Raw genomic sequence first — 13,021 nt, 5'->3', positions numbered from 1 at the left:
CCATGTCCGCCATCCCTCTTTCCACCATCGAAACCGTCGAAGAGCCGGTCAGCCTGTGGCGCGACGCCTGGTATCGGTTGAAGCGCAACCGGCTCGCCATCTTCGGCCTTGTCGTCGTCGTGATCCTCGCCGTCACGGCGATCTTCGGGCCTTACCTCACTCCCTATGATTATCTGAGCCAGGATCTCAACGCCCGCAACGTCCTGCCGTCGATGAGCCACCTCTTCGGAACCGACGATCTCGGCCGCGACGTCTTCAGCCGTGTGGTCTTCGGCACGCGCACCGCTTTCCTCGTCGCCGTCATCGTCACCGTCTTTGCCGTGCTGATCGGTCTCGTGCTCGGTGCCGTCGCCGGTTTCTTCGGCAATCCGTTCGATCGCGCCATCATGTGGCTGACCGACGTGACGATGTCGGTTCCCAACCTGCTGCTCGTCGTCGTCATCAACGCGTCGTTGAAGTCACCAATCAGCAAATGGATGGAGGCGCGTTACCTCGCGACCCTCAATCCCTTCTACCGCGAAACTATGTGGGTGGATTTCATTCTCGTCTTCGGGTCGATGGCGCTGATCTCCTGGCCGCCTTACGCCCGTCTCGTCCGCGCCCAGGTGCTGTCGATCCGCAGCCGGCCCTATATCACCGCGGCCCAGGCGCTCGGCCTGTCGAACTGGATCATCATCAAGCGTTATGTCATTCCGAACGCGCTGGGGCCCTTGATCGTCTCGGTCAGCGCCGGTCTCGGCACGGCGATGGTGCTGGAAAGTGCTTTCAGCTTCCTTGGCGTCGGGGTCAATCCGCCGACGCCGAGCTGGGGCAACATGATCTCGGACGGCCTGCGTGTTTGGCAACATTATCCCCACCTTCTCGCCGCTCCGGCGGCCGTGCTCGGCCTTGCCTCGGTTGCCTTCAGCTTCCTTGGCGACGGTCTCAACGACGCGCTCAATCCGCGGGGCAGCAAATGATGGACACGAAAAACACCAACCGCCTGCTCGATGTCAGGGGCCTCACAGTCGAAATCGATGGCCGCAACGGCCCCGCCATCGTCGTCGACGGCATCGATCTCCATGTCGACAGGGGCGAGACCCTTGGCGTCGTCGGTGAGTCCGGCTGCGGCAAGAGCCTGACGATGCTGAGCCTGATGCGGCTCCTGCCAAACAAGATCAAAGTCACCAAGGGATCGGCCACATTCGACGGCCGCGACCTGCAGACGATGTCGAATAGGGAGCTGCGCAAGGTGCGCGGCGGCGAGATCGGCTTCGTCTTCCAGGATCCGATGACCTCGCTCAATCCGGTGATGCGCGTCGGTGACCAAATCTGCGAGCCGCTGATCTATCACCGCGGAATGAAAAAGGCGGAGGCCCGCAGACGTGCGGTTGAGCTTCTGCGCCTTGTCGGCATTCCTGGCCCGGAAGAGCGCCTGCAGGCCTATCCACACGAACTTTCCGGCGGCATGCGCCAGCGCGTGATGATCGCAATCGGCCTTGCCTGCAATCCGAAGCTTTTGATTGCCGACGAACCGACGACGGCGCTCGACGTCACCATTCAGGCCCAGATCGTCGATCTGGTGAAGGATCTCAGGACCAAGCTCGGCATGTCGGTCGTCTGGATCACCCATGACCTGGCGCTGATCGCCGGCCTCGTCGATCGCGTCGCCGTGCTTTATGCCGGCACGGTGGTCGAGGATGCGCCGGTCGACGAGCTCTATGCCCGGCCGAGCCATCCCTATACGCGCGGCCTGCTGTCATCGATCCCGAAGCTCTCGGACCCGCCGGCAAGCCGGCTGAGCTCGATCGGCGGTACCCCGCCGGAGCCTGGCCGCCGGCCGAAGGGCTGTCCGTTTGCGCCGCGTTGTCCGCTTGCCGAAAACATCTGCCACGAAAAGGTGCCGCAGCTCGAACCGCTGAGCGGCAGCAGCAATCACCGCGCTGCCTGTTTCGTCGTCCAGAGAATGCAGGAGGCCGCATGATGGGTGCTCAACCGCTGCTCAAGGTCGAAAACCTGGTCAAGCATTTCCACGTCAAGCTCGGCGCCTTTGGTGAGCGTTCGGCGACCGTCTATGCGCTCGACAATGTCAATCTCGACATCATGGAAGGCGAGACGCTGAGCCTGGTCGGCGAATCCGGCTGCGGCAAGTCGACGACCGGTTTTACCATTCTCAACCTCTACAAGGCGACCAGCGGCAAGGTCGTCTACAAGGGCCAGGATCTCGCGACGCTCGATGAAAAACAGATGCGGCCCTTCCGCCGTGACCTCCAAATCGTCTTCCAGGACCCGTATTCGACACTCAATCCCCGCATGACGGTGGGCGAGGCGATCGGCGAGCCGATCCTCTTCCACAAGCTTTGCACCAAAACGGAACTGAAGGAGAGGGTGGCGACGCTGCTCACCGATGTCGGCCTGTCCACGCGATTTGCCCAGCGTTACCCCCACGAGCTTTCCGGCGGACAGCGCCAGCGCGTCGTCATTGCCCGCGCGCTCGCCTGCCAGCCGAAATTCATCGTCTGCGACGAGGCGATTTCGGCGCTCGACGTGTCGATCCAGGCCCAGATCATCAACTTGCTGCTCGATCTGCAGGACAAATACGGGCTGACCTATCTCTTCATCGCCCATGATCTCGCCGTCGTGCGCCACATCAGCACCCGCGTCGGCGTCATGTATCTCGGGCGGCTCGCCGAACTTGCCACCCGCGAGGAACTCTTCGACAATCCGCTGCATCCCTATACCAGGGCGCTGCTGTCGGCCGTTCCGGAGACCGATCCCGAGCATGAGCGCACACGTCAGCGCCAGATCCTGCAGGGTGACGTGCCGAGCCCGCTGAACCCGCCGTCGGGCTGCCGTTTCCACACGCGCTGCCCAATCGCCATGGATGTCTGCAGCAAGGTCATTCCCGCGTGGAAGGAGGCGAAGCCCGGCCACCTCGTCGCCTGTCACGCCGTCAACACCGGACAGACCGCATGACGCTGAAGGCCGTTATCGTCGCCGATGATCTGACGGGTGCGCTCGATACCGGAACGCCCTTCGTCGAAGCCGGCCTTTCGGTTGCGGTCGCCGTCGATGTCGAGGCCGCAGAGGATGCGATCGCCACAGGCTGTGACGTTGTTGTTATCAATACCGCCTCTCGCGCGCTCGGCGAACCGGAAGCTGCCGAGAGGGTCCGCTTCGCGACCGCGGCACTTCGTGGCGTGAAGCCCGCGGTCGTGATGAAGAAGATCGACTCCCGGCTGAAGGGCAATGTCGCGGCGGAAAGCCTGGCGCTGGCCGATGCGCTCGGCATGGAGACTATCCTCGTGGCGCCCGCTATTCCCGATCAGGAGCGTGTGACCTGTAGAGGCTGTGTCGTCGGCCGCGGCGTCGACAAGCCACTGCCGATCGCCGATCTGTTCGAGGGCCGTGCGGGCAATGTTGCCGTTGCCGATGCGGAGGACGATAGTGATCTCGACCAGATCGTTGCCGATCATGACTGGCGGCTGACGCTTGCGGTCGGCGCACGGGGTCTGGGTTCCGCACTTGCCCGTCAACTCGGCGAGACGGCGCGGCAATCGGTGCCGGAGTTTGCGGCGACCCGGCGTACCCTGTTCGCCTTTGGCTCGCGCGACCCGATTACCGCTACCCAGATGGACCGGCTCGAAGCCTCGGGCGTTCTGCGTATGGTGGTTGACGCGCCGATGGGGCAGGTCGAAGGCGGGGAGGGCATGGCGCTGCCGGCGTTGCTGCGCTGCACCGGCGATATGGCAACCGATGCAACACTTGTCGCCCGCCATTTTGCGGCTGGCGTCAAAACGGCCATCGACGATACCAGGCCTGACATGCTGATGGTCGGAGGCGGCGATACAGCGCTTGCCGTTTTCCAGGCGCTTGATGTCAGGGTGCTGGTGCCGAAGGGCGAAATCGAAGCTGGCGTGCCGTGGTTCGAAGTCACGGCAGCCGACGGGCGGCATTTTCGGTGCGCCGTGAAGTCGGGGGGCTTCGGCAATCCCGATAGTTTGCTAAGACTGGTTCTTTGGAATCGGGCGGCATAGTAAGGTACCGCCGGGGAGAATGACGTGGCTGAAGTGAATGGCGAATCTTTGAACGCGGAAGCCGGCCCACCGGGCAAGCCCGAACGCGGCAAGGCCGTCAAGCTGGTCGATCGCGTCTTCGACCAGTTGCTCGAGCGTATCCGCGGCGGAAATTATCCGCCGGATTCCCGCCTTCCCGGCGAGCATGAGCTTGCCTCGATGCTGGGTGTGTCGCGGCCGATCGTCCGCGATGCGCTGGCGCGCCTGCGCGATCAGGGCATGGTCTATGCCCGGCAGGGCGCTGGCACCTTCGTCAGTGCGCATGGATCGCCGACGACGCAGCTTGCCTATTCACCGGTCAAGACGATCGCCGACATCCAGCGCTGCTACGAGTTCCGCCTGACGATTGAGCCGGCGGCGGCCTATTTTGCCGCAAAACGCCGCAATGAGCAGGCCATTCAGAAGATCGCCAGCGCGCTTGCGGATCTGCGTGAGGCGACCAGCCACCAGCTTCATCGCACCGACGCCGATTTTCTCTTCCACCGCGCGGTGACGGAGGCTGCCAACAATCATTATTACACGGCCTCGATCGATGCGCTGAAGGCCCATATCGCAGTAGGCATGCATCTCCACGGTCTCTCTTTGCTCGGCCCTCGCCAAGGGTTGGAACAGGTCTACGAAGAGCACAACGCCATCTACAAGGCGATCGCCGATGGCCGGCCTGACGATGCACAAAGACTGATGAAGGCGCATCTCGAAGGCTCCCGGGACCGTCTGTTCGAGGGCAGGGTGCTCGACCTATCCTTCTGACGCGCATTCCAAGCGGCTATCAACTCAAAAATGGTAGAGAGTTCATGCCCTTAACTCTGGATGTCTCCTTCGTCGTCAATTGTCAGCCGGATTTCTGCTTCTTGATGATGCTGATGTTGCCGCTTACTTCGAGGATCGCAAATTTTATCTCCCCCACGCTCTCGATGCCTTCCTGGCTTCGAGCCGCTTGCATGACGTCTTCCTTCTGCAGCCGGGCGCCTCTGAGCGCGCGTTCGTCGTAGACGCCATCCGTCACCAGAATGGTTGGAACGCCATCGATGATATGAGCTGCGCGAGGCCACCACCTCTTCACGTAAGACAGGCCGATGTCGGTCGTAAACAGTGTGAGGATCAAGATGACGGCGTTGGTGATCGAGAAGTCATCGCCTAGCATCGCCTGCTGGGTGGTTTCGGAGATCACCAGCACGATCACCAGATCGAACGGTGTCATCTGGGCCAATGTCCGTCTTCCCGACAAGCGGATGATCACGAGCAGGGTGAAATAGATTGCCAGTCCGCGTAATACCGCATCCACCGTGCTGTCCTCATGGAAAGATGAAAGTGGATTGGGTGCGGGTCTCCCCGCCCATGCCAATGGTGGCGCGAAGAGGGCCGGGGAGTTGCGTTTGCAGACGGAAGACGATCTGCGTCGGCCCGGCCGGGTCGGCGGGGAACACGTAGCCTATCCGGCCCGCGTGCGCGAAGGTCGCTTTTTGGGGCGGGTCGACGCCTTGGATCGAAAAGGTTTGAAGAAAGGCGGGATCTATCGTGAATATCCTGTCTTCGGACGACGGCGTGAAGGTCACCGTCATATCCTCGGGAGCATTCCATCGGGAGATGACGGGAAAGTCCACGGACCCTTCGGGCAGTATGAGTGTTTGCCGCGAAAACGGACCGCCTCTTCCAAGCAGACCCAGCAAGCAGGTCAGCAGAAGAAACGTGAAAACGATCCAGGAAAAACGTTGAACAGCCCAGAACCGTTGCTGAAATTCGCTATGATCGAGCACACCTTCCGGCAGCGTGGGCAATGCGTCTATCTTTCCGATTCCCCCTCCCTGTACGTCTTGCGGAGAGCTTGGCTCGGGGGCAACCGTTCCCGGCAATGAGGGGGCCGTCGCCGTATACATCGGATGGGAAGCGGTCCAGGCGTCTTCGCCGATCAAGGGAACGAAGAGTACCCCGCCGAGATCTTCTTCCTCGAATGCGGTGGCGCCGGTGCGCGTGAGGCGTTTCAGGCGCTGCCCATCACCGCGGCCGACCGGGATGATGAGCCGCCCTCCGAGCCCCAGTTGTTCCCTCAAGGCGGATGGCACCTCTGGTGCGCTCGCAGAAACAATAATGGCGTCAAAGGGGGCGGCTTCCGCCCAGCCCCTGCTGCCATCGCCCACGCGAACGTCAATGTTGCGGTATCCCAGTTTCTCGAACCGTTCCTTGGCCTCGAGCGCCAGTATTTCATGGCGCTCGATGGAGTAGACATGCCTGGCTATCCGGCTCAGAAGGGCTGAAGCGTAGCCGGAACCTGTTCCGACCTCGAGCACGGTGTCGCCGGCATCCAGTTTGGCCTTTTCGAGCATCAAAGCCACGATAAACGGCTGCGAGATTGTCTGGCCTTCGCCGATCGACAGGGGCGCATCCTCATAGGCGAATTCCTCGAAGCCCGGAGGAACGAATTTTTCGCGCGGCACCGTGCGCATCGCTTCGGTCACACTTGGATCGCGAATGCCACGACGCGTAACGTGGTGCTCCACCATGCGATCTCGGATGCGCGTCATGTCCATGGATCAGTTCCACTGTCGCCGACTGCACCTTGGAAAACTTCCGGGTGGTGCAGAATGTAAAACAAATGGGCGACCGGGGAGTTCCTGAGAGGCGCAGGTTTTCAGCAAAGACGTCCTCCACGAGTTCATGACCTTCAATGCCGGAATAAGCGGCGCTTTATTGGACTTCTCCCGGCATGTCGCACCCCGCGTTGAATGTCGCGGCCGGCCATCGAACAGCGGGACCTCCGCGCGATAGCCTCGGGTCTTCAAATCATGCCTGGAACTAGGTTAGATCAGCCTGTGTAAACGTGAACCGTGATCGCCATGATGCGCTTTCGTGAAAGTCAGGATATCAGCAAGAGTTGCACCGACCTGGAAAGCTCTGAAACCCGCCCATGAACCACACCGACATCAGTTTCCCTTCCCTATCCCTTTCTTCAAACATCAGAAAACATGCTCATGACTAATCCTACCAGCGTCTATTCGATGCCCGGAACGTGTTTTTTCGATCTGGCTCCTGCCGCGGGCGGCGAGCCCTATCGCATATTCCTTTCCATTCCGGCAGAGAGCCCGCCGGCGAAAGGATGGCCGCTTCTCGTTATGACCGACGGCAACGCCACTTTCCCCTTCGCGGTTGCCAGCTTGGTCACGCAGGCACCTTATCCCACGGGAACGAATGTCGGCTGGGGGGTGATCGCGGCGATCGGCTACCCGTGCGACGAGCCCTATGATCCGCTCCGCCGGTCTTGGGACCTGGGGCCTCCGCCGGTCAAATCCTATCCGCCCTTCGTTGAGGGCGGTCCGCCGGTTGTCATTGGAGGGACCGGTAAGCTGCTCGACTTCATCGAGAACGAGCTTATACCGCGCATTGCAGAGATGGTGATCCTGGATCCGATGCGCCGATCGCTTTTCGGACATTCCTTCGGTGGCCTCTTTACTCTCTATGGCCTGTTCGAGCGTCCAGGTCTGTTTGCCAATTGGATTGCGGCCAGCCCGACCATCTATTGGGAGAACAGCGAAATCCTCAAGAATGAGGCGCGACGTCAAGTCATACCGGGAAATGCACCCTTCCTGCATTTGTCTGCCGGAGAATACGAAGGCGATGAGCTGGCACCCTTCCAGTACCGGAACGAGGATGCGGCGGCACGTCTGGAGAAGAGGAAGATCGAGCGGACTGTCCTCCTGGCGCGGGAGATGGCGGAGCGACTAGACGGGGCCGCCGACGGATTGCGTACCGAATTCGAGCTTTATGCCGGCGAGACCCACATGTCCGTTCTTGCGGCGGTCGTGAATCGCGCGGTGAGCATTGCGTTCGCCGTCCAGAGTTTGACCGACAGGGAAGCGAAAACGGAGAATTCGCGATCGGCTTGATGCTGATGGCGCTTCTGCGGCCAAATGCGCCGGCCGGACGGAAGGTTGGACAGTGTTCAGCCTCCGTGTGGGCAGCGTGTGGCTAAGCGCGGATGAACCTTCGCTCCAGAAAACTCTGCATGTCGCGCCGTCCATCTACCACGCAGTAGACGACGACATCAGTGCCCATGATGCGATAGATCATGCACCCCGGCTTATGGTGCAGTTCCCGATATTCGGAAATTCCGATCCCCGCCAACTCCTTCGGAATATTTCCGCGGGCAGGGAATTCTTCAAGCTCGGCACACGCGCGCTCGATGTCCGTCAGAATGCGCTCTGCCGTCTCGGCGCCGTCGCGACCGGCGATAAAGCGATAGAGATCTTCGATGTCGCGTTCCGCATCCTCGGCGAAAAGAACACGATATGGCATCAGGATTGGCTGTCCGCCAGACGTTTGCGGATGCGCGCAAAGGATTCCGCAGCAGGGCGCAGTTTACCCTCCTCGACTTGCCGGTTGGTGAGCGCCAGTACCTTCAGGAGCGCCAGTGTCTCCTGGGTTTCTTCATATTGGCCGACGTCCTGAAGGATGGCTTTCGCCTCTCCGTGAAGCGTAATGACGACCGGCTGCGGGTTATCCTTCAATGTCCGGATGATCTCCGGCGCATGCGCCTTGAGATAGCTGATCGGCTTGACCTGTTCTGACAGCTTCATGCGGCTACTCCCTTTCGACCAGAATATAGACCATCAAGTGGTCGATTGAAAGAAGCCTTTCGGTGGCGGCGAGACACATTCGCAGCATCCGAATTTCCATCTTGGGTGCGGCCGCTTTTTTCACTCAACGCGTTCGAAAGAGAATGTCATTTCTTATAATTAAGTTTGTCTACTGATTTTATAGACTAAACTTTGCAACCAAGGATCGGATCGTGGTGCCATGACCTACCTCCTCAGTCTTCTCGACAAAAGCCCGATCGAACAGGGGCTGACGGCCGCGGATGCGCTGCGGACGACGGTAAAGATTGCCGGCCGGGCCGAGGAGCTTGGTTATCACCGTTTCTGGGTCGCCGAGCATCATAATATGTCCAATCTGGCAAGCTCGGCGCCGGAGGCGCTGATCGCCTATCTTCTCGCCAGGACATCGAGGATCCGCATCGGTTCCGGCGGCGTCATGCTGCAGCACTACAGCGCCTATAAGGTTGCCGAGACCTTCAATCTTCTGGCATCGCTTGCGCCCGGCCGCGTCGATCTCGGTGTCGGCAAGGCGCCGGGCGGTTTTCCTCTGTCGACGCGCGCCCTGCAGCTTGCCGTCGATCCGGCCAGGAAGCCGGATTTCGCGAGCCAGCTTTCCGATCTCAACACATATCTCGCTGCGGACCCGAATTACGACGGCGCGCAGGCAACGCCTTTCCCGCCGACTGCGCCTGAGCGTTTCCTGCTCGGCGCCAGCGTCGAAAGCGCCGAACTCGCTGCCGAGAAGGGCTGGGAACTCGTTTTCGCCGGTCACCTGAACGGCGATCCTGACAATCTGCGCAGGACCTTCGAGGCCTATGAGCGGGCATCCGCCGGCAAGCGCCCGATCCTGGCGCTCGCCGCCTTTGCCGCCGAAAGCGAGGACTATGCCCGCGAGCGCGTCGGCAATCTGCGCATCGTCAAGGTGTTCCTGCCGAACGGCCAGACCGTCAATCTCGGCAGCGAGGAGCAGGCCGCCGAATTCGCCCGCCAGGCCGGCGTCACCGATTACCGCATCGAGGAGAGGGTGCCTAGCGTGCTGCATGGCACGGCGGAGCAGATCCGCAAGGAGCTGGACGAACTTCACCGCCGCTATGGGGTCAAGGAGTTCGTGCTGGACACGCCGGCGCTTTCGGTTGCCGAGCGCCTGGCTTCCATCGAGCTGCTCGCCAAGGAGCGGCTTTCCCTCGTCGCCTGATCGTTTCCAAGGAGGATTGATCCCATGGCTCAGAAACACGTCACGTTCGGCATCATGCTGCAGGGTCCCGGCGGTCACATGAATGCCTGGAAACACCCAAGTGGACCGGCGGATGCCAGCGTCAATTTCGATTTCTTCGTCAAGACGTCGCGCAAGGCGGAGGCGGCCGGCATCGCTTTCGCCTTCGTCGCCGACGGGCTCTACATCAACGAGCAGTCCATTCCGCATTTCCTCAACCGGTTCGAGCCGATCGCCATTCTCTCGGCACTCGCCGCCTCGACCTCGAAGATCGGCCTCGTCGGCACGGTCTCGACCTCCTACAGCGATCCCTTCACCATCGCCCGCCAGTTCGCCTCGATCGATCTCATCAGCGGCGGCAGGGCAGGGTGGAATGCGGTGACCTCGCCGCTCGAAGGCTCGGGGCGCAATTACAGCCGCGAACATCCCGAACACGAATTGCGCTACGAGATCGCCGAGGATTATATCGATGCGATCAAGGGCCTGTGGGATTCCTGGGACGACGACGCCTTCGTCCGCAATCGTGAGACCGGCGTCTTTGTCGACAAGACGAAGATGCATCGCCTCAACCACAAGGGCCGTTTCTTCCGAGTCGAGGGGCCGCTCAACATCGGCCGTTCCAAGCAGGGCCAACCCGTCGTTTTCCAGGCCGGCGCCTCGGATTCCGGCATCAGGCTCGCCGGCAAGCATGCCGATGCGGTTTTCACCAATGGTGGGCCGTTCGAGGATGCACAGGCTTTCTACCGACAGCTCAAGGGCAGCGTGATTGCCCATGGCCGCAGTGCCGCGGAAGTCGGCATCTATCCTGGTATCGGGCCGATCGTCGGTGCGACGCAGGACGAGGCTGAAGCCAAGTATCAGGCGATCCGCAACCTCGTCACGACAGAGGAGGCACTGCTCTATCTTGGCCGCTTCTTCGATCATCATGATTTCAGCGTCTATCCGCTCGACGCGCCATTCCCCGAACTCGGCGATATCGGCAGGAACAATTTCCGCGCCACCACCGACCGCATCAAGAAGACGGCGCGCGAGAAAGGTCTGACGCTCCGCCAGGTCGCGCTTGATTCCGCAACGCCGCGCACGCCCTTCATCGGCACGGCGGAGCATATCGCCGACGAAATCATCCGCTGGGTGGACCATGGCGCTGCCGATGGCTTCATCCTCGGTTTCCCTGTCATCGCCGAGGGCTTCGACGATTTCTCGAGATATGTTCTGCCGATCCTCACGGAGCGCGGCTATTTCGATCCCGTCCTGAAGGGCGAGACGCTGCGCGACCATCTCGGTCTGCCCTTCCGTGAAAGCCGCTACACGGCGGGCGCAGATCAGATCGAGCGCGGAAAGGCTGTCGGCGCCTGAGGCGCCGACGAACCGTCATGAACATCATCGCTCAGAACCCAAGCAGCAACGATCCTGTCGACAAGGGCATCGCCACCTATCTCGACGAGATCATCGCGCTTCGCCACGATCTGCATCAATATCCGGAGCTTGCGTTCCAGGAGCTCAGGACCAGCAAGCTTGTGGCATCCCGCCTTTCCTCCTGGGGCTATGAGGTGGCGACGGGCATTGCCGGAACCGGCATCGTCGCCACCCTCAGGCGCGGCGAGGGGAAAAAGCGGATCGGCATCCGCGCCGACATGGACGCGCTGCCGATCGAGGAGGCAACTGGTCTTGCCTATGCCAGCAGCAACCCCGGCGTCATGCATGCCTGCGGCCATGACGGGCATACGTCGATCCTGCTCGCTGCCGCGCGTTATCTCGCCGAAAGCGGCAATATCAGCGGCACGTTGCGGCTGATTTTCCAGCCCGCTGAGGAAATCGGCGCCGGCGCCCGCAAGATGATCTCGGAAGGCCTGTTCGAACGGTTTCCTGTCGATGCGGTCTTCGGGCTGCACAACTGGCCGGGTGTTCCCGCGGGACAATTCGGCTTCGTTAGCGGCCCCGCCATGGCCTCGGTCGATCAGGCGGTGATCAAGATCATCGGCAAGGGCGGCCACGGCGCCGAACCGCACCGCGCCGTCGATCCGGTGCTCGCCTCGGCCTCCTTTATCACCGCCCTGCAGAGCGTCGTCTCGCGCAATGTCGACCCGCAGGATATGGCGGTCGCGACCGTCGGCTCGATCCATGCCGGCTCCGCCTCAAACGTCATCCCCGAAAGTGTGGAGATGAAGCTCACCATGCGGGCCTTCAGCGAGACGGTCCGCCAGCTGTTGCGAGAGCGCATTCCGGCACTTGCACGCGCCCAAGCCGAAAGCTTCGGCGCCGAGGCGGATGTGAATTACCGCCTCGGCTTTCCGGCGCTGATCAACCATGCTGCGGAGACGGCCTTTGCCCGCGACGTCGCCTACGACGCACTCGGCCCCGCGGCGGTCGAGAAGGATTTCCGGCCGAGAACCGCAAGCGAGGATTTTGCCTTCATGCTGCAGGCAAATCCCGGCAGCTATCTCTTCGTCGGGAATGGCGACAGCGCTCCTCTCCACAGCGCCCACTACAATTTCAACGACGCGATCATCGCGCCCGCCGCCCGCTACTGGGTGCGGCTCGCCGAAACCTTCCTCACTGATGACAACGGGTGATGAACGATATGAGCGATACGTTTCTGTATACTAGCCCTCTCGACCCGCGCGCCAAGCCGCTGATCGATGAATTGATCTACGAATACGACAGCCGTTACGGCAACTATTTCAATGCCGAAGGTGCTGCGGCCGAGCTCAACCGTTATCCCCCTGAGGCCTTTGCGCCGCCTCAGGGCAATTTTCTCCTGTTGATCCGTGATGGTGAAACCATCGGCGGTGGTGCCTTCAAGAACTATGACGACCGCACGGCCGAGTTCAAACGCATCTGGACGCGCTCCGATCTGCGCCGTCAGGGCCTTGCCCGCAAGGTGCTGGTGGAGCTGGAGGCCCAGGCCGCTCGCCAGGGCTATTCCCGCATCTATCTGACGACCGGCTTTCGCCAGCCCGAGGCCGTCGGCCTCTATCTGAACTACGGCTACACCGCTCTCTTCGACACATCCGCCGATCCCGAGATCTACAAGAGCCTGCCCTTCGAGAAGGACATCACTCATCTCGCTGAGCCTGCTCACGAAGATGCCGAACCGCGCCTGCGCGTGGCCGGTGCAAATTTTTGAAAACGGCAAAGACCGACAATCATAAAAGGGAAGCACA

General features: G+C 61.3%; 14 protein-coding genes. 10 read left to right on the top strand and 4 right to left on the bottom strand.

Going from position 1 to position 13,021, the window contains the following annotated elements:
• Nucleotides 1-2 precede the first annotated feature (2 nt).
• The 5 genes from U5G49_RS33550 to U5G49_RS33530 are packed head-to-tail and all read left to right on the top strand — an operon-like array spanning nt 3 to nt 4,805.
• Nucleotides 3-959: an ABC transporter permease gene (locus U5G49_RS33550; RefSeq protein WP_193445857.1), complete on the top strand. Its 957-nt coding sequence runs from the start codon at nt 3-5 to the stop codon at nt 957-959.
• Entirely contained in the window at nt 956-1,963 is a 1,008-nt protein-coding gene (locus U5G49_RS33545; protein ID WP_018246675.1) for an ABC transporter ATP-binding protein, read from the top strand. The genes U5G49_RS33550 and U5G49_RS33545 overlap by 4 nt, the downstream gene beginning before the upstream one ends.
• Nucleotides 1,963-2,955, top strand: a complete 993-nt coding sequence (locus tag U5G49_RS33540; RefSeq protein WP_018446137.1) for an ABC transporter ATP-binding protein — start codon at nt 1,963-1,965, stop codon at nt 2,953-2,955. Before U5G49_RS33545 ends, U5G49_RS33540 begins: the two co-directional genes overlap by 1 nt.
• A complete protein-coding gene (locus U5G49_RS33535; protein ID WP_130719348.1) occupies nt 2,952-4,016 on the top strand; it encodes a four-carbon acid sugar kinase family protein in 1,065 nt (354 codons plus the stop codon). Before U5G49_RS33540 ends, U5G49_RS33535 begins: the two co-directional genes overlap by 4 nt.
• 24 nt (nt 4,017-4,040) lie before the next feature.
• Nucleotides 4,041-4,805 carry a FadR/GntR family transcriptional regulator gene (locus U5G49_RS33530; RefSeq protein WP_003549481.1) on the top strand — a complete coding sequence of 255 codons (765 nt, stop codon included), beginning with the start codon at nt 4,041-4,043 and terminating at the stop codon, nt 4,803-4,805.
• 82 nt (nt 4,806-4,887) lie between these two features.
• Here the strand turns inward: U5G49_RS33530 and U5G49_RS33525 are convergent, their stop codons facing one another.
• Nucleotides 4,888-5,340, bottom strand: a complete 453-nt coding sequence (locus U5G49_RS33525) for a DUF421 domain-containing protein (protein ID WP_047620416.1) — start codon at nt 5,338-5,340, stop codon at nt 4,888-4,890.
• Between the two features lie 10 nt (nt 5,341-5,350).
• Complete coding sequence (locus U5G49_RS33520) at nt 5,351-6,583, bottom strand: protein-L-isoaspartate(D-aspartate) O-methyltransferase (protein WP_193445858.1); 1,233 nt, start codon at nt 6,581-6,583, stop codon at nt 5,351-5,353.
• 441 nt (nt 6,584-7,024) lie between these two features.
• On the opposite strand from U5G49_RS33520, the gene U5G49_RS33515 reads away from it, so the two are divergent.
• Complete coding sequence (locus tag U5G49_RS33515; RefSeq protein ID WP_115157800.1) at nt 7,025-7,936, top strand: alpha/beta hydrolase; 912 nt, start codon at nt 7,025-7,027, stop codon at nt 7,934-7,936.
• An 82-nt stretch (nt 7,937-8,018) separates the two neighbouring features.
• Here the strand turns inward: U5G49_RS33515 and U5G49_RS33510 are convergent, their stop codons facing one another.
• Both U5G49_RS33510 and U5G49_RS33505 read right to left on the bottom strand, forming a co-directional pair.
• Complete coding sequence (locus U5G49_RS33510; RefSeq protein WP_193445859.1) at nt 8,019-8,345, bottom strand: type II toxin-antitoxin system RelE/ParE family toxin; 327 nt, start codon at nt 8,343-8,345, stop codon at nt 8,019-8,021.
• Nucleotides 8,345-8,626, bottom strand: a complete 282-nt coding sequence (locus U5G49_RS33505; protein WP_003591561.1) for a type II toxin-antitoxin system Phd/YefM family antitoxin — start codon at nt 8,624-8,626, stop codon at nt 8,345-8,347. The genes U5G49_RS33510 and U5G49_RS33505 overlap by 1 nt, the downstream gene beginning before the upstream one ends.
• A gap of 220 nt (nt 8,627-8,846) precedes the next feature.
• Here U5G49_RS33505 and U5G49_RS33500 point away from each other — a divergent pair, with 220 nt between their 5' ends.
• From U5G49_RS33500 to U5G49_RS33485, 4 genes are read left to right on the top strand one after another with little or no spacing between them, the layout of a single operon-like run.
• Nucleotides 8,847-9,839 (top strand): LLM class flavin-dependent oxidoreductase, encoded by a 993-nt coding sequence (locus U5G49_RS33500; RefSeq protein WP_193445860.1) that lies wholly within the window; start codon nt 8,847-8,849, stop codon nt 9,837-9,839.
• A 24-nt stretch (nt 9,840-9,863) separates the two neighbouring features.
• Nucleotides 9,864-11,213: an LLM class flavin-dependent oxidoreductase gene (locus U5G49_RS33495; RefSeq protein WP_193445861.1), complete on the top strand. Its 1,350-nt coding sequence runs from the start codon at nt 9,864-9,866 to the stop codon at nt 11,211-11,213.
• Between the two features lie 17 nt (nt 11,214-11,230).
• Nucleotides 11,231-12,430 carry a M20 aminoacylase family protein gene (locus tag U5G49_RS33490; RefSeq protein ID WP_130654067.1) on the top strand — a complete coding sequence of 400 codons (1,200 nt, stop codon included), beginning with the start codon at nt 11,231-11,233 and terminating at the stop codon, nt 12,428-12,430.
• Nucleotides 12,427-12,984, top strand: a complete 558-nt coding sequence (locus U5G49_RS33485; RefSeq protein WP_026230616.1) for a GNAT family N-acetyltransferase — start codon at nt 12,427-12,429, stop codon at nt 12,982-12,984. The genes U5G49_RS33490 and U5G49_RS33485 overlap by 4 nt, the downstream gene beginning before the upstream one ends.
• The last annotated feature ends 37 nt before the right edge of the window (nt 12,985-13,021 follow it).

Source organism: Rhizobium indigoferae (genome assembly GCF_034554815.1).
Lineage (GTDB): Bacteria > Pseudomonadota > Alphaproteobacteria > Rhizobiales > Rhizobiaceae > Rhizobium > Rhizobium leguminosarum.
Note: the sequence above shows the minus strand (reverse complement) of the source record. Positions and strands in the feature narration are given on the sequence as shown.